The organism is Veillonella sp. (genome assembly GCF_015058545.1).
In the GTDB taxonomy this organism is placed as follows: domain Bacteria; phylum Bacillota; class Negativicutes; order Veillonellales; family Veillonellaceae; genus Veillonella_A.
Window position 1 is genome coordinate 17,873 of sequence record NZ_SVCB01000097.1, and the last position, 15,721, is coordinate 33,593.

The following is a 15,721-nucleotide window of genomic DNA, read 5'->3' on the forward strand; positions in this document are numbered from 1 at the left end:
GGCTGAGCACCTCCTAACGCTTCATAAAGGTGATACCTTCATTAGTTGTTTCGACGGTATCTAAATATAATAAATCCGGTAATTCCTGATGGACAGCGGCGCGACAATCAGCCAGCGGTACTCCGTCGGTTGGGAATAAAAGTCCCATAATCGTGCCGCTATGGGCGATAATCGTGCCTACGCTGTTAAAATGATTACCGATTTCATGCAACGCATACAATAAAGGTTTATGTAAGATACGCTGATTCGCAAACGCGCTTAAGGTAGCGGCCTGGCCGATTAACGATACATTGTGGGTAGCAATCCCTTCTTTAAAAAGAGCCAATGATTCTTTAATATACGGTTCTTTTTCGGCAATCAGGTCATGAAGTCCGTGCTGCGCATTGAAACTAACCGTATCAATTTCGCCGCCTTCATCAAAAATCATGATTTTCATAGGCGGACACTTGCCAAGAGGCTCGGTAATTTTTCCCTTAATATAGTCAAACTGAACTACACCGGGATAAAAAGATGCATCACTGGGCTCGATACTTAAAGAAATCTCTTTTAACTCTTCAAAGGTAAGCGCTCGCCCGTAGGCCAAAGCCGTAGCCATGGCGGCGACGCTAATATCGGCACTGCTCGATGCCATGCCCTTTCCCTGGGCAATATCGGAGCGCACATAAACAGGACTACGCCAAGCGCGCTGTACCGCCGGACTATTGGGCAACGTCCCTTCAGCTACAAACGAATTGATTACTTTTTGAGCCGCTAAGGCTGCTTTCGGTTGCAGCGAACAATAATAAGGTCTAAGCGGTTGCTTTACACCGCTTAGCGCATAGGAATAGCGATTAATAGGACAGGTAACCAAAAACGGTTGACCATCAATGGACCCTTGCAAAAATTCACCGCATGTCCCTGGTGCTCGTACATAATATAACACCTGTCGTTCCTCCATACTAATATACACAAAATAACACAAATCAATGTAAATACATTGTAAAAGTTTTGTTTGAGCGCTTGTTACAATACAAAGAATTCTTTGATAGTAAATATATTACTTATAAATGACAACTATAAAGCAATACCAATGGCCACAGCGGCCAATACCAATAATAATTCCGATGATTCAATGACAAAGCCGTACGTATCGCCGGTTACGCCACCGAGGTGTTTGGAAATATAGGAATTTAAAACTAGATTGATTAAGATTCCCAAACCCAGGAAGATGGCATAGAGCCATAGGAAATAGACAGCCGGCAACAAGGCAATAAGCGTTGTCCAAAGGAGGGTTTGCTTCGGCGAATATACGGCGAAGGCCTTTCCCATCCCTTCAGGTCGTGCATAGTGAAAGAGTCGAATACTTAACACTAAGGAGTAACGGCTGATAATCGGCATAAAGAATAAAAATTGTAAAAGTATGGTTGGATTGACATGGGCGATTAACTGCCATTTCAATAAGGTAAGAAAAACAAACCCTACAACCCCATTGGAGCCGACGCGGCTGTCTTTCATGATTTCCAACTTGCGTTCACGATCGCGGCCGGAAAAAAGGCCGTCACAGGTGTCCATGAAGCCGTCCGCATGTAAGCCGCCGGTAAACAGAAACTCGAACACAACCAATAATAAAGCTAATAACGTAATCGGTATATAGGGTACCAACAGCCAATAAATGAGAGCCATGAAGGCACCGATAACAAGGCCTACCACCGGAAAGGTGACGACGCTTTTACCAAAGTCGTGAATATCCCATTCCGTCTGATTGACCAATTTTAAACGTGTTAAAAACTGTAAGCCAATAAAAAATGACTTCATAATATCACCAAAATTCTAGTTAATACGGCACTGATAACAACGCCTAGTAAAGAACAAACATACATCATGCCAATCGTTTTTTGAATATGAATACCTCGCATTTTCATGTCCGGGTCCCCCATATAGGCACGGAATGTCATGGTGTCGCCGTATTTATTATAACCACCGAGACGAATATGAAGTGCCCCCGCTACCGGCGCTTCCGCATAGCCACCATTCGGACTCGGATGCTTCTTGGCATCACGTAAACCGATGCGCCACGCGTTACGCCAATCATGACGTAAAATAAAGGCTGTTAACGTATATAAGAGAAATGTTATGCGAGCGGGCAGCCAATTTAAAACGTCGTCAAAACGGGCCGCTATACGGCCGAAGTACATATATTTATCGTTCTTATAGCCCAACATGGAGTCCATGGTGTTGGCTGTTCGATAAAATAAGGCACCTAAAGGGCCGAAAACAGCAAAGAACAATAAAGGTGAAATAATGCCATCCACCGTATTTTCCGCCACTGTTTCAATGGTAGCACGAGTAATTTCACTTTCATCAAGTTCGGTTGTATCACGGCCTACAATCCAGCCAACCTTGCGTCGGGCTTCTTCGATATCCCCTTTGCGCAACAATTGAGCCAATTCAAGCCCCGCCGCCGCCAACGAGCGAGGACTGATGGTAATGTAGACGATAATGACCTGCATGGCATAACCTACCCAAGGATTGATTGTGCCGGCAATTAAAATCAACAGAAAGCCTATGACAGTAACCGTCAACAATGTCAAAAGTACAGTTAAGCCACCGTAGAGGAATTTTTTGCCATTACTGTCACGCTCTCCGTAGAGAAATTTTTCATAGAAAGAAATAACATCACCAATGAGGACCACCGGATGGAACCGGCTTCTCGGGTCGCCAACAATACAATCCAGTAAAAAGGCCCACAAGGGAATGAAATAATATGCATTATGTAGAAACCAGTCCATTATGCCTGTTCCTCTAATAATTTGTCGATATAATCCATATCAAGATGTTTTTCCACAATATCGGCTAAGCGATTATAGGCCGCATCTTTATGTTCAAAGTAATGGAATACTTCGTCCAGCGGTTCGAGTCCTTTACGCTTACGTAAGGCGTTCAAGATTTGACGGCGCAAGCTGTCATTATCCAAGATGCCGTGAATGTAGGTCCCCATAACAAGGCCCGATTCATTGACGAAACCATCCATAACGGCTACCGGTTTTTCACTGCGAGAGGTTATGGCAAAACAATCAGCCACGGTACCTACACCGCGGGTGTCCCCCATATGAATTTCATAACCCCGTAAATTTTCACCGCTATAATCGATGCCCAAAAATGGCAAATTAGTAGTATTAAACGAAACTTGATGGGTCATCTTCGTGCCCGTCATAGTTGTTTCCGTCGGCAATAAACCAAGACCGTTAAGCTCCGGAATATCGCCTTCCACACCGTCCGGATCATGGAGTTTTTCGCCGAGCATTTGATAACCGCCGCACACACCGAATACAGGCACGCCTTTTTGGGCTAAAGCTTTAATATCGTCCGCATAACCACGGTCTTCCAAGTATTTTAAGTCCGCTAAGGTGTTTTTGGAGCCCGGTAAAATCACCATGTCCGGTTCACCGATAGCATCACCGGGTTTTACGAAGCGTACCGAAACATCCGGTTCATACGCCAAGGCATCAAAATCGGTAAAATTGGAAATTTTAGGTGTTTGCATAACCGCAATGGTAATTTCACGGTTAATGGTAGTGTGTTTGCTTTCAAGGGCTACGGAGTCTTCTTCGTCAATATCAAGATTGTCTATGGCCGGAATTACCCCCACTACCTTACGCCCTGTCCGTTCTTCAATGAAATCAAGAGCCGGTTTTAAGAGATTAATATCGCCGCGGAATTTGTTGATAACAATGCCCTTAACCAAATCCCGTTCTTCCGGTTCCAGTAGTTCTAAGGTGCCCACGATGGACGCAATAGCACCGCCGCGGTCAATATCGGCAATAAGCATAACCGGACAATTTGTCATTTTGGCTACACGCATGTTTACGATATCGTTGGCCTTTAAATTAACTTCCGCAGGGCTGCCGGCCCCTTCGATGACAATCATGTCAAAATTTTTATCTAAAAAGTCTAAACTTTCTTTTACTTTATCGAGAGCTGTTAAGGAGTAATGGCTATGGTATTCTTTGGCACTGTATACGCCTACCGGTTTCCCCATAAGCACCACTTGGGAGGACTGATTGCCTGTAGGTTTTAACAATACCGGATTCATCTGTACTATCGGATCGATGCCGGCTGCTTCCGCCTGTGCCACCTGGGCGCGACCGATTTCATCGCCCCAGCGCGTTACGTAGGAATTTAAAGCCATATTCTGAGCTTTGAACGGTACTGTTTTTAAGCCGCGACGATAAAAAATACGGCACAATGCCGTTGTTAAAATACTTTTACCTACATTGGAGCTGGTTCCTTGGAACATGAGTTTTTTTGCCATTATATATGAACCTCCTTAGCCTTTAGCTCTGTGGTAATGCCACTAATTGTGAAATATACTTCATCGGCCGCTTGGGCCACGGTTTGATTTAATAAGCCTGCAATATCGCGGAAGAAACGGGCCATTCTGTTTTCGGGAACTATCCCGAGGCCTAATTCATTCGTTACAAACACGACTGTTTTATCGGCTTTATGCACTCTTTCGATGAGTTCTTTAAACTCAGCTACTAATGCGTCTGCCAACTCATTGCACTCTGCTTGATTTTTAGGCTCTTTTTTTAGCATAGCATTAGTGGCATACATAGTCAAACAATCAATAAGGATAACGTCGCAGCTGTCTAAAATCTTTGACCATGAAGCGGTTATGTCATAAGGAATTTCAAAATTATGCCATATATTACCGCGTCGTGCCTTATGTTTTCTCACGCGATCTGCCATTTCATCGTCAAAAATCTGACCCGTTGCAACATAGCCTTTTTGACCGGGCAAGGATAAAACGAGTCGCTCCGCAAATTCACTTTTACCGCTGCGTGCCCCGCCGGTACACAATATAATTCGACTCTCTACTGTAGACATGAGAAATATCATCTCCCTTACAATTAAATTTAAAGGATTTTGTATAGCATCTAACCCTTGAAATTATTTCTTAAATAAGTATACAATAAATCAAAGACTGATAAGGAGTGTATACCTATGGAAATGAAAAACTTGTTTGTAAAATTAATGGCCACTTTATGGGAAAATACGTATCGTGCCGTGGTTACCGATCAAAACGATCAGTATGTAGCAACGGCTCGCGTCATCGTTAATATCCCCTTAAGCCGTGAAGTACTGCCGGATAATGCCCCGGAAGTGGAACCGCAGTTATTGGTGCTCGTTGAAGACGGCGACCTCGATCCGAATAATCTCATTGAATTCGAAACGATTTTAGCTGCGAAAATTCGTGAAAAATTTAATTATGAAATCATGACAGTCTTTTTCTACTATCCAAGTCCGGAAGATGTGCTCAATAAAGGCACCATAGACCAGCAATAAGGCATCTTGCAGACTTGTCCACATTGAGTTTACATCACTCAAATTGGATGAATGTATATCGTTCAAATTAAAACTATCTATATAGAATAAGAAAAAGCTATGTTACGCGAATGATTCGGTAACATAGCTTTTTTATATTGGTGACCGTATTCACGTGTCAAATCTTATGAAGTTACTGCCACCAACTTATAGTTCAAATTCGGCACGTGCTAACATATAGCAGCAATCAGACAAGCGATTTAAATAGCGAATATCCACATCGTGAACGGTTTCCCCCGATTCAGCGAGACGCCATAAAGCGCGTTCCGCACGACGAGTTACCGTACGGCATTGATGCAATAAGGCGGAACTTTTTTTATCGCCCGGTACAATAAATTTAGTGAGCGGTTCCATTTTAGCATCATAGCTGTCGATAATCTTTTCTAAATTTTCAATATGAGCATCCGTGATGTTCGGTTCTTGGCCGAGACTAGCTACATCCGCCATAAGCTGCCACAACTCTTTCTCGATATCATAGATAACTTGCTGAATATCTTCGTGTTCAGAAAAAGCGCGCGCAACACCTAATACCGATTGAAGTTCGTCAACCGTACCATACGCTTCTACGCGAAGGGACGCTTTGGAAAGACGTTCACCCGTATAGAGGGATGTAGAACCTTTATCACCAGTTTTAGTATATACTTTACCACTCATACTAATCACCTCATTTGTAAAAAGAAAGATATATTACGCTTTGAATTCAGGGAACCAAAGGGCAACTTCACGTTCTGCCGTTGCTACCGCATCCGATGCGTGAACAACATTTTCGTTAATAGCCAAACCGTAATCGCCGCGAATAGTGCCGGCATTAGCTTTTAACGGATCTGTAGCGCCATTTAGCTGGCGGACTGCCGCTACGGCATTATCACCGCTAAGTACCATAGCCAAAACCGGGCCGGACGTAATAAAATCAATCAATTCTTGGAAGAATGGTTTATCTTTATGTTCGTCGTAGTGGGCAGCAGCTAACTCACGCGGTACTTGCAATAATTTTAAAGCGCTGATTGTCAAACCTTTACGCTCATAACGAGCCAAGATTTCACCGCAAATTTTCTTTTTCACTCCGTCCGGTTTTACGAGTACTAACGTGTGTTCCATAAGACTGCCTCCTAACGCATACGACTTGCTAATTCTTTTAATTTTTCAATACGAGATGCTGTACTTGGATGTGTGCTGAAAAGTGAGCTTGCTAAATCTTTCACACTTCCCAACGGATTAATAATGAACATGTGAGCTGTCGGTCCAAGCTGAGCTTCGCCGCCCGGCAACATGCCATGTTTAGAGTAATAATCAATTTTGGCTAAGGCCGAAGCTAAAGCCAATGGTTTGCCGCTCATTTCGGCGCCCCCTTCATCGGCAAGGTATTCACGGGAACGTGAAATCGCCATCTGAATTAAGGCGGCCGCAATCGGTGCCAAAATAATGGTAGCCAACATGGCGATTGGATTGCCTCTTTCACGGTCATCACTGCTACCGAAGATAGCAAACATTTGCATCATATTGGCGATCATTGTAATCACACCGGCCAAACTGGCAGCCACTGTACTGATTAAAGTGTCGCGATGTTTAACGTGAGTTAATTCGTGACCCAGTACGCCTTCGATTTCATCATCCGTCAAGAGATTCATAATCCCTGTCGTAACTGCTACCGCTGCATGCTCAGGATTTCGACCTGTGGCAAAGGCATTCGGCACATCGGAGTTGATGATATACACTTTTGGCATCGGTAAATTACCGCGTTTAGCCAAACCGGCCACCATATTGTACAACTCCGGATTGTCCGACCCCGAAACTTGCTGTGCATTGTACATGTTAAGTACAATCTTATCGCTGTTCCAATAGCTGAAGAAGTTCATAGCCATGGAGATAAGGAACATTGTCATGAGACCGACTCGTCCGGCGACCAACTGTCCGATCACCATCAATAACCCCGTCATCAATGCCAGTAAAACAGCAGTCTTAACATTATTCATATTTGTTTTGCCTCTTTCTTAAGATAAATGTGTAGCTTGCTACTCAGTAAGCTACGTCCTGATGAATAGACTTGTTTCCTGATTTTAGTAACCTCTATTCACAGTATAATTATATAGTAATTGCTTTCATTTGGCAATTTTATAAACATTTATCATACGTAGCGAGCTCCTACCGTATCGGCTTTCAGCACATAAGTACGGCACGGAATATTATTGTTGTTAAACACATCGCCCATACGCGTGGCTACGGTCTGTGCCGTGGAACGCGGGCAATAGGCAATCAAAGTAGATCCGGAGCCGCTGATAGTGGCTCCATAGGCACCTGCTTTACGAGCGACCGAAAATACTTCCTCACAATGCGGAATGAGCGCTTTGCGATATGGCACATGGAGATAATCTTCCAAAGCAATGCGCAAATAATCCAGTTTATGTTGCAATAAGGCCGTAACAAACAAGGTGGCATGACTCACATTAGCCACCGCTTCTTTATGAGCAATCGTTTTTGGCAAAACGCTCCGGGCATATTCCGTAGAAACCGACACTTCCGGCACCACTACAGCGAAAAGTAACTCTTCCGGTAAGGCCACGGTTGTATATAAAAGCTCTTTCGGATCATTGACAGCACACACAAGATTTCCCAGTAAGGCGGGCGCCACATTATCCGGATGCCCTTCGATGGAGTTGGCCAAGACTAAGAGTTCATGCGTTGTAAGTGGTTTTGCCAACAAGCGATTCGCCAAGAGTAAACCCGCTACGATGGCCGTGGAACTGCTACCGAGCCCACGGGACGGTGGAATTACCGTTTCACTGTGAACGTTACCATATATAGGTTCGGAGCTTGCTTTTTGAAAAACAGCTTGCATGGCCTGGCCCACTAAATTATGAGTTTGATCTTCTTTGGCCAACGTATCGGCATCAAAGCCCGCAAAAGTATATTCGTTTGCGGTGGCCGTTTCATCAGGGGTGAAGGTAAATGTATTATATAGCTCCAAGGCGAGGCCCAGCGAGTCAAACCCGGGGCCGCAATTGGCACTGGTAGCCGGGACTTTAACTGTAATTGTTTCCATCTGTGCTGCCTCCTAATCTGTCATAATAGGAATAACGCTGCCGATTTCACGAACAACGCGAAGATTATTGAAGGCATCAATTACATTCGAAATATAAGAACGCGGACAAGACGATGTAACAATAGCCAACGTAGAGGTTGTTTCACTTTCATTACGCTGCGTTACAGCTTGTACGGAAATGCGCTGCTCTGCCAGTTTTGACGCTACTTTTGCCAAAACACCGGTGGAGTTGTCTACTAAGATGCGAATATAGTAGGACGATTCAATTTTACCGGACGCATATAAATTCTTTTCGGAGAAATAGAATGGCTTTAACTGACCAAGGTGGTTAGTTTGGATATTTTTGGCAATCTCCATGATGTCACTTACGACGGAGCTGCCCGTTGGCAAGCTGCCGGCGCCGCGGCCATAGAACATGGCGTCATCGATGCCGTTGCCCTTAACATATAAAGCATTATAAGAACCGCGTACCGATGCAAGCGGATGATTGCTGGAAATAAAGGACGGATGCACATTAAGGGACAAGCCTTTTTTAGTTTCTTTGGCAATGCCCAATAATTTAATGGTGTAACCGAACTCTTTACCAAAGGCAATATCTGTAGCATCGATTTTAGTAATCCCTTCAACGGATACGTCTTCAAAGAATATACGGCGGTTAAAGGCAATGGATGACAAAATAGCCAATTTACGAGCTGCATCGAGCCCTTCCACATCGGCCGTCGGATCTGCTTCGGCATAACCTAACGCCTGTGCTTCAGCCAATACTTCCGCATAGCCGGCGCCTTTTTCGGTCATGTTGGACAAAATAAAGTTGGTGGTACCGTTTAAAATACCTACGATTTCCGTAATTTTATTGCCCCCTAAAGATTCATACAGGGTGCGAATAATCGGAATGCCGCCTAATACGCTGGCTTCGTAACGCAAATCAACGCCGTTTTTACCGGCTAAATCCAATAAATAAGGACCAGCTTCAGCCAGTAAATCCTTATTGGCCGTAACTACACTTTTCTTAGCTTTTAAAGCTTTTTCAACACAATCGCGGGCGAAAGTTACCCCGCCCATAACTTCTACAATAATTTGAATGGACGGATCTTCAAAAATCGAGTCTACATCATTCGTAAACTGTGTACCTTCCGGCAATTCAACGTGGCTGTATTTTTCAGCATTGCGTACAAAAATCTTACTGACTTGAATCGATACACCGGTGCGATTAGCGATTAAATCACGGTTTTTTACTAATAATTCAAATGTTCCTTGCCCTACGGTCCCAAATCCCAGTAAGGCGACCTTAACTTGTTCCATCTTCTTCTCCCTCTCTCTTATAAGAGTGCCCCGGCCTATTAAATAAGTCGGGGCTAGCCTATTTCTCTTTTTTACTTGCCATATTCTTTAATGTTGAAATGCCGGTCTAATCTAATTCCGATTAAACGTTGTCTAATCTAATTCCGATTAAACGTTGTCTAATCTAATTCTGATTAAGCCTGACCTAAAATTTCAACTTTTAAGATACCGCGGATACTACGGATATTATCCAAACATTCTTCTAATGTAGTGGACAAATCTTTGGTTTCGAAGGCAATTGTTACGTTAGCAATGCCCTGAAGCGGAATATCCTGGTTAATTGTCAAAATACTGCCGTTACTTTCGGCAATAGCCCGTAAAATGCTGGATAACATGCCCGGATCATTGGACATGGAAACCGTAATAGATACGATTTTACCTTGAGCAATTTCGTAAAACGGGAATACATAGTCTTTATATTTATAGTAGGCGGAACGACTTAAATCCATGCGTTCAACTGCTTCGTTAATCGTTTTAGCTTCGCCTAATTTTAAAATTTCTTTTACTTTAATCGTCTTTTTAATGGCTTCAGGAAGAATGTCTTCTTGAACCAAATAAAATTTGTCTTTCTTTAACTTAGCCAATGTTACTACCTCCATCTTTTTCCTGTTCATCAGTCATTGCCGCGCCGGCTACAAATTGACGACCGTAGAGGGTAAATACGGAATACATGCCAATGAAAAACGGCAAATACTCAGCCACTACACGCCAGCCAACTGCGACAATTCCGACAGTCCCTAACGGCAAAAATGACTCAAACAAATAAACGAATAAACCTTCGGCTACACCTGTACCACCCGGTGTAGGGGCAAAATACAAAATAAGATTTAATAAAATCATGCGATTGAGGACTTCCACAATCGGTATATCCCATGTAAAGGCCATCATAAGTGCCGGTGCTATCGTATATAAAGCGATAAGACTTAAACCGGACTCAATGAAAACCACTATGGACTGAAACGGTCTGGCATAGATTAAGCTAAACCCTTCATTTAACTCAGCTAATTTGGCTAACCAACTTTTGGGATGACCACTTTGTAACCGCTCGGCTACAATGTAAACAAATCGTTTCATTAAATTGGTCTGCAACAGATATAAGCCAAAAATTGTACAAAGTACCATAATAAATGATATTTGAATCAAAGCTTCGTTGCTGATGTAAGGAATTGTTATGGAGCCGTGTAAAAATATAACCGGTAACATAGCAATTAAGAACAAAATAGAAAATACGGTTCGAATCAGTACAATGGGAGCCCCTTTCATAACGGGTACACCGTAACTCTTAAGGATTAAAACCTGAGCCACCGCGCCGCCGCTGGCACCGGGTGTCAGCATGGCCATAAAATAGTTACCGAATATAACTCGTAAAATAGCTTTAATCGGTAATTTATAGCCGCCCATTCGTACTAATCGCTGTAAACGTAAACCGTCAAAATACATACCCACAGCCAATGCAATCAAGGCCAACAACAAGGATGTAATATTAAAGGTTTCCAGAGTTTGTAACGCTTTTAAATCAATTGTGAAATAAATAGTGAGCCCCGAAATAACCAGTAGCAAAAGCCCTAACAACAGGCCTCGCTTGAGCATCTTATTCATTCACATTCACCATAATTGAGAAGCTGAATCTGATGGAACTTGATAAACTCTTTTACCGGTTCCGCACACATAGCGGCTAACTCACTTTCCCAATGATAATCCCAAGGGAATAAAGCGTTGAGAACCCGATCATTATTACCGGGATGGGTCATAATTTCATGACTGCCACGAGTACCGGCTACACGATGAAGAATTTCCATTAATCGTTCTTCCGTGAGCTGGCCGCCGCTCATCATGCCCCAGAAATAACGTGGTGACCAAATGCCCATACGACTTGAAAAGGTGTATGCTTTATCGGCCACTTCCGCCAGACCTACCTTACCGGCAAAACGCCCCCATTGATTGATCCCGTTGCGGAAAAAACGATCTTCCGCAGGAATACGCATCTTTTTAATGCCGTATTTTTTCAATAAGGAAGTCATAATCGGTGTAATTTGCGGCAATACATGCAAGTGCTGATGTCCGTCCGCATGCGTAATGGCAAGACCCGAAGATACCACTTTTTCGAATTGTAAATCCAATTCTTGATAAACTTCTTCAAAATTAATATCTCCCGATACCGCTTTCTTAATGAATTGCGGATAGGAGGTAAAAAATCGACCGTGCTCGTCAACGAGACTCGGTACTTTGTCGGCGCCGCTTAGTGGTTTAAGACCACCCACAAGGGCTGTGTGGACGCCAATCCCCAAATGAGGATTTTCCTTGGCCATAGCAACTGCTTCTTCAAAAGCATCGCCATTGGCCAATAACGATGTGCTTGTGATAATCCCCTCTTTGTGCCCTTTAATGATACCTTCGTTAACGGCTTGATGTAAGCCGAAATCGTCGGCATTAACAATTAATCGTATCATATGCACCTTCTACTTTTTTAATACTTAATCATTTAAAGAGGATATATGTTATTTTAACATATGTCTATTGGTAGTGTATAGTGGAATTTTACTATTACACACTAATTTTAGGAAAAAATTATAAACAATTAATGAACTGCTGATAATATTACTGTAAAATTTACCGTCATGATGTATCAAATCACGACAGATGATACTTTTCATCTTGAATTATAAATAATTAGTGTGAGAGACTATATTTTACACTAAAATACGGGACTTGTTAAGGTGGCCCACACTTCTTTTTCCAAAATTTTTATAGGAATATTTAATGCACGGGCAGCGTTAGCTAAATCTTCGTATTCAAGGGAAATATTGACCAGTTTCCCGTCGTGAAACGCCTTTTTTACATGTATCTTTTGATTTTTGTAAAAAATCTCTTCAAATTCTCGTTCACAGATTATACGATCTACCGCAAAATATCGGAAACCGATAGTGGTGGTATTTTCAAAAATCAATTCACTGATATCCTTTAATTGCTCCTTCGGCGCCAACACACTGAGCATAATGGCGGGCCTTCCCTTTTTCATAATAATAGGGGTTAACCACGCATCATTGGCACCGCCTTTTAACAAGGTATCCAGCAACGAACCATATAATTCCGGATTCATGTTGTCGATATTTGCTTCAATTTGAATTAATTGCGAATTCATACAGGCACCTCTTCTTCTGCACGTCTATTGAATGAGTCAGGTCTACCGTATTACTTTATAAACGATTAACGATTATCGTTGACTGTTAATCATATGAGCTAAACGGCCGGCGCCGAATCCGTTATCGATGTTCACTACGCCGACACCGGCAGCACAGGAATTTAACATAGATAACAAGGCGGCTAAGCCTTTAAAATTAGCGCCATAGCCTACACTGGTGGGCACGGCTATAATCGGTTTCGTCACAAGCCCGCCGATTACACTGGCCAATGCCCCTTCCATGCCCGCCACTACAATAACAACATTGGCAGCGGTAATATCATCTAAACGGTGAAATAAACGATGAATCCCCGCTACGCCAACATCATAAATGCGAATCACTTCATTCCCCATAAGTTCCGCGGTTACGGCAGCTTCTTCGGCTATCGGAATATCGCTTGTCCCCGCTGTTACTACCGCAATAGTACGGCCCTCATTGCAAATAGCCTTATCACTATGACGATAAATAATACAGCTCGTTGCATCGTATTCAATTTCAGGGATGATAGGTTTTAACGCATCATAAATGCTCTGTCTTGCTCTGGTCCCCATATACGTACCGTAGTGCAAGTTCAGTTCTTTTAGAATGGTAATACACTGTTCATCGGTTTTACCTTCACAATAGACCACTTCGGGAAAACCCTGCCTTTTGGCACGATCCAAATCGAGTACGGCATCTTGTAAATTGCGCGCCCGCTCTTCTTTTTGGACCGCTTGACTAATCAATTCGGTAATCGATGACTGACATTCTTCTAAATCAAGGGAACCGTCTTTATAAGCTTTTAAAATTTGGCTGATGTCCTGTTCCTTCATTATAACCAACTCTCTCTCACTGCATACATGCATAAAGCTGCCGCTACGGACAAATTAAGGGACTCAATAGGGCCGTACATGGGAATAGTTATCCGATTATCGGCCATGTTGAACCAAGCTTGACTGAGCCCATTCGCTTCGTTGCCCAAAAGTAATAAGGTTTGCTTCGCAAATGTTACATCTTGAATTGCCTCAGCATTCTCCAAAGCAGTGGCATAGGCCGTTAACTGACTGTTTTTCATTAAACCCGCCACGTCTTCAACGGTAACATTTTCAAAAATCGGTATTTTAGTAATGGCACTCATAGTGCTGCGAACGGTCTTTTCATTATAAGGGTCCACACTGCCTTTTGTTAAAAAGAGCCCCTTTGCACCGGCCGCTAAAGCGGTGCGAATAATAGTCCCCAAATTACCGGGGTCTTGCACTTCATCAAGAAGCACATAAAGACCATCGGTAATCACTAAATCGTTAATATCATGATGTTGCTTCTTCACAATGGCAACGATGCCTTGACCGTTAACGGTAGATTCGATGGTATGCATCAAATCGCTGCGTACTGACCATAGCTTAATGCCTCGTTGTTCCGCCTCAGCTACGATGGAGTCGTAGTGACTGTCTTCTTTTACAAAAATCGTGCTTACCAGGCCCGTGGCCATCATATCACTTACGGTGCGAAGACCTTCCGCTACATACTCACCGTATAATTTGCGGTACTTTTTGCGCTGTAAAGATTGTGCATATTTTAATGTTTTATTATCTTTTGACGTAATGAGCTCCAACCTTATTTCGCCTCCCAAAGTGCAAAGAATTCACCCTTTTGTGCAATTAACGATTCATAATCCCCCTGTTCTACAATTTGTCCGTGCTTAATCATATAAATACAGTTGGCCGAACGAATCGTCGACAAACGATGGGCAATGCTGATAATCGTTTTTTCACCGCGAATCGTTTCAATGGATTCCTGGATCAATTGTTCCGTATGACTGTCAATATGAGCCGTTGCTTCGTCAAAGATGAGAACTTTGCGATCGCGCACCAAGACGCGAGCTAACGCTAACAACTGCTTCTGCCCGGTCGATAATAAGGAACCTAAATAACCAACCGGCGTGTTATAGCCTTGCGGTAAGCGTTCAATCATGGCGTGTAAATGAGCCTTTTCGGCCGCTTTTATGAGATTCTCTTCGGGAATCGTGTCATCGTAGAGGGAGAGGTTTTCACGAATAGTCCCTTTGAACAAATGACTATCTTGGAATACATAGCCCATGACTTCACGCAAGACAGCCGGCGCATAATAGGCCGTATCATAGCCGTTGATACGAATCGTCCCTTTAGTTGGACGGTAAAAGCCCATCAATAAACTCATCAAGGTAGATTTACCGCCCCCGGATGGTCCTACGATGCCCACAAATTGCCCGCCGTCAATGGCAATGGAAATATCTTTTAAGGCATAATTATCAGAATCATCATAGGAGAACCATACATGGTCAAATTCAATGGTGTTAATCGTTTTAAACTCGTCCGGAATCGCCACCGCTTCAATGGTCGTGTCGGACTCTTCATTAATAATCGGCACCAAACGCTCCGCACCGGCTAAGGCGCTTTGCAAGTTGTTATATTTTTCCGCAATTTCTTTAATCGGCTGGAAAAATTTATCCATGTACTGGATAAAGGCGAATACCGTACCGGCTTCCGTCACTGAATCGAACCAATTGGTAAAGCTGAAAATGGCGATAAAAATGACGAACAGTAAGCCGTCCACAATCGGGCGGAAGATAGCAAAAGTTTTAACCTCGAATAAACCGGCTTCCAAAAACTCACGACTGATGCGGTCATACTGCTTCGCCATAATTTTTTCACCCACATAGGATTTAATAATGACGATGAAGTTGAGCATCTCCTGCACCGACGTATTGGAAGCAGCCAATTTGGTACGGACACCGCGGAACGCCTTACGGCTGTATTTTTGATAGATAAAAATAATA

At 43.1% G+C, this 15,721-nt stretch carries 18 protein-coding genes; 1 reads left to right on the top strand and 17 read right to left on the bottom strand.

The features are described 5' to 3' along the window. Positions 1–13: 13 nt before the first annotated feature. From E7204_RS06540 to cobU, 5 genes are all read right to left on the bottom strand, one after another. Positions 14–922 (bottom strand): GHMP kinase, encoded by a 909-nt coding sequence (locus E7204_RS06540; RefSeq protein WP_295182918.1) that lies wholly within the window; start codon positions 920–922, stop codon positions 14–16. Positions 923–1,053: 131 nt separating this feature from the next. Beyond that, entirely contained in the window at positions 1,054–1,794 is a 741-nt protein-coding gene (cobS, locus tag E7204_RS06545; protein WP_295182919.1) for an adenosylcobinamide-GDP ribazoletransferase, read from the bottom strand. Continuing rightward, positions 1,791–2,768 (bottom strand): adenosylcobinamide-phosphate synthase CbiB, encoded by a 978-nt coding sequence (gene cbiB, locus E7204_RS06550; RefSeq protein ID WP_295182920.1) that lies wholly within the window; start codon positions 2,766–2,768, stop codon positions 1,791–1,793. The genes cobS and cbiB overlap by 4 nt, the downstream gene beginning before the upstream one ends. Next, a complete protein-coding gene (locus E7204_RS06555) occupies positions 2,768–4,291 on the bottom strand; it encodes a cobyric acid synthase (protein ID WP_295182921.1) in 1,524 nt (507 codons plus the stop codon). The genes cbiB and E7204_RS06555 overlap by 1 nt, the downstream gene beginning before the upstream one ends. Continuing rightward, positions 4,291–4,866 (bottom strand): bifunctional adenosylcobinamide kinase/adenosylcobinamide-phosphate guanylyltransferase, encoded by a 576-nt coding sequence (gene cobU / locus E7204_RS06560; RefSeq protein WP_295182923.1) that lies wholly within the window; start codon positions 4,864–4,866, stop codon positions 4,291–4,293. The genes E7204_RS06555 and cobU overlap by 1 nt, the downstream gene beginning before the upstream one ends. A gap of 117 nt (positions 4,867–4,983) precedes the next feature. On the opposite strand from cobU, the gene E7204_RS06565 reads away from it, so the two are divergent. Next, entirely contained in the window at positions 4,984–5,325 is a 342-nt protein-coding gene (locus E7204_RS06565; RefSeq protein ID WP_295182925.1) for a hypothetical protein, read from the top strand. Between the two features lie 186 nt (positions 5,326–5,511). On the opposite strand, the gene E7204_RS06570 is transcribed toward E7204_RS06565, so the two are convergent. The 12 genes from E7204_RS06570 to E7204_RS06625 form a co-directional block, all read right to left on the bottom strand. Continuing rightward, the gene (locus E7204_RS06570; RefSeq protein WP_021841858.1) at positions 5,512–6,018 is read right to left on the bottom strand and encodes a cob(I)yrinic acid a,c-diamide adenosyltransferase; all 507 of its coding nucleotides are present in this window, start codon (positions 6,016–6,018) and stop codon (positions 5,512–5,514) included. Positions 6,019–6,051: 33 nt separating this feature from the next. Continuing rightward, the gene (ndk, locus tag E7204_RS06575) at positions 6,052–6,462 is read right to left on the bottom strand and encodes a nucleoside-diphosphate kinase (RefSeq protein WP_021841859.1); all 411 of its coding nucleotides are present in this window, start codon (positions 6,460–6,462) and stop codon (positions 6,052–6,054) included. An 11-nt stretch (positions 6,463–6,473) separates the two neighbouring features. After that, positions 6,474–7,337 carry a zinc metalloprotease HtpX gene (gene htpX / locus E7204_RS06580; protein ID WP_295182926.1) on the bottom strand — a complete coding sequence of 288 codons (864 nt, stop codon included), beginning with the start codon at positions 7,335–7,337 and terminating at the stop codon, positions 6,474–6,476. 152 nt (positions 7,338–7,489) lie between these two features. Beyond that, positions 7,490–8,404 carry a homoserine kinase gene (thrB, locus tag E7204_RS06585; RefSeq protein WP_295182928.1) on the bottom strand — a complete coding sequence of 305 codons (915 nt, stop codon included), beginning with the start codon at positions 8,402–8,404 and terminating at the stop codon, positions 7,490–7,492. A 12-nt stretch (positions 8,405–8,416) separates the two neighbouring features. After that, positions 8,417–9,706: a homoserine dehydrogenase gene (locus tag E7204_RS06590; protein ID WP_295182930.1), complete on the bottom strand. Its 1,290-nt coding sequence runs from the start codon at positions 9,704–9,706 to the stop codon at positions 8,417–8,419. A 173-nt stretch (positions 9,707–9,879) separates the two neighbouring features. Next, a complete protein-coding gene (locus E7204_RS06595; protein WP_127058088.1) occupies positions 9,880–10,329 on the bottom strand; it encodes an ACT domain-containing protein in 450 nt (149 codons plus the stop codon). After that, positions 10,322–11,344 carry a lysylphosphatidylglycerol synthase transmembrane domain-containing protein gene (locus tag E7204_RS06600; protein ID WP_295182932.1) on the bottom strand — a complete coding sequence of 341 codons (1,023 nt, stop codon included), beginning with the start codon at positions 11,342–11,344 and terminating at the stop codon, positions 10,322–10,324. The genes E7204_RS06595 and E7204_RS06600 overlap by 8 nt, the downstream gene beginning before the upstream one ends. Beyond that, positions 11,341–12,195: a ChbG/HpnK family deacetylase gene (locus tag E7204_RS06605; protein WP_295182934.1), complete on the bottom strand. Its 855-nt coding sequence runs from the start codon at positions 12,193–12,195 to the stop codon at positions 11,341–11,343. Before E7204_RS06605 ends, E7204_RS06600 begins: the two co-directional genes overlap by 4 nt. 245 nt (positions 12,196–12,440) lie before the next feature. Next, complete coding sequence (gene larC, locus E7204_RS06610; protein WP_295182936.1) at positions 12,441–12,887, bottom strand: nickel insertion protein; 447 nt, start codon at positions 12,885–12,887, stop codon at positions 12,441–12,443. 72 nt (positions 12,888–12,959) lie between these two features. Next, positions 12,960–13,739 (bottom strand): nickel pincer cofactor biosynthesis protein LarB, encoded by a 780-nt coding sequence (gene larB, locus E7204_RS06615; protein ID WP_295182938.1) that lies wholly within the window; start codon positions 13,737–13,739, stop codon positions 12,960–12,962. After that, positions 13,739–14,518 carry an RNA methyltransferase gene (locus E7204_RS06620; RefSeq protein ID WP_295182940.1) on the bottom strand — a complete coding sequence of 260 codons (780 nt, stop codon included), beginning with the start codon at positions 14,516–14,518 and terminating at the stop codon, positions 13,739–13,741. The genes larB and E7204_RS06620 overlap by 1 nt, the downstream gene beginning before the upstream one ends. A gap of 2 nt (positions 14,519–14,520) precedes the next feature. Continuing rightward, the coding region (locus E7204_RS06625; RefSeq protein ID WP_295182942.1) for an ABC transporter ATP-binding protein at positions 14,521–15,721 on the bottom strand (1,201 nt) is incomplete at its 5' end.

What these genes read in the sequence shown, in the direction of transcription:
- E7204_RS06565 (WP_295182925.1), top strand. Translation starts at nt 4,984, where the DNA reads ATGGAAATGAAAAACTTGTTTGTAAAATTAATGGCCACTTTATGGGAA.
- larC (WP_295182936.1), bottom strand. Translation starts at nt 12,887, where the DNA reads ATGAATTCGCAATTAATTCAAATTGAAGCAAATATCGACAACATGAAT.
- E7204_RS06555 (WP_295182921.1), bottom strand. Translation starts at nt 4,291, where the DNA reads ATGGCAAAAAAACTCATGTTCCAAGGAACCAGCTCCAATGTAGGTAAA.
- E7204_RS06605 (WP_295182934.1), bottom strand. Translation starts at nt 12,195, where the DNA reads ATGATACGATTAATTGTTAATGCCGACGATTTCGGCTTACATCAAGCC.
- cbiB (WP_295182920.1), bottom strand. Translation starts at nt 2,768, where the DNA reads ATGGACTGGTTTCTACATAATGCATATTATTTCATTCCCTTGTGGGCC.
- htpX (WP_295182926.1), bottom strand. Translation starts at nt 7,337, where the DNA reads ATGAATAATGTTAAGACTGCTGTTTTACTGGCATTGATGACGGGGTTA.
- E7204_RS06570 (WP_021841858.1), bottom strand. Translation starts at nt 6,018, where the DNA reads ATGAGTGGTAAAGTATATACTAAAACTGGTGATAAAGGTTCTACATCC.
- E7204_RS06590 (WP_295182930.1), bottom strand. Translation starts at nt 9,706, where the DNA reads ATGGAACAAGTTAAGGTCGCCTTACTGGGATTTGGGACCGTAGGGCAA.
- thrB (WP_295182928.1), bottom strand. Translation starts at nt 8,404, where the DNA reads ATGGAAACAATTACAGTTAAAGTCCCGGCTACCAGTGCCAATTGCGGC.
- ndk (WP_021841859.1), bottom strand. Translation starts at nt 6,462, where the DNA reads ATGGAACACACGTTAGTACTCGTAAAACCGGACGGAGTGAAAAAGAAA.
- cobS (WP_295182919.1), bottom strand. Translation starts at nt 1,794, where the DNA reads ATGAAGTCATTTTTTATTGGCTTACAGTTTTTAACACGTTTAAAATTG.
- E7204_RS06600 (WP_295182932.1), bottom strand. Translation starts at nt 11,344, where the DNA reads ATGAATAAGATGCTCAAGCGAGGCCTGTTGTTAGGGCTTTTGCTACTG.
- larB (WP_295182938.1), bottom strand. Translation starts at nt 13,739, where the DNA reads ATGAAGGAACAGGACATCAGCCAAATTTTAAAAGCTTATAAAGACGGT.
- cobU (WP_295182923.1), bottom strand. Translation starts at nt 4,866, where the DNA reads ATGTCTACAGTAGAGAGTCGAATTATATTGTGTACCGGCGGGGCACGC.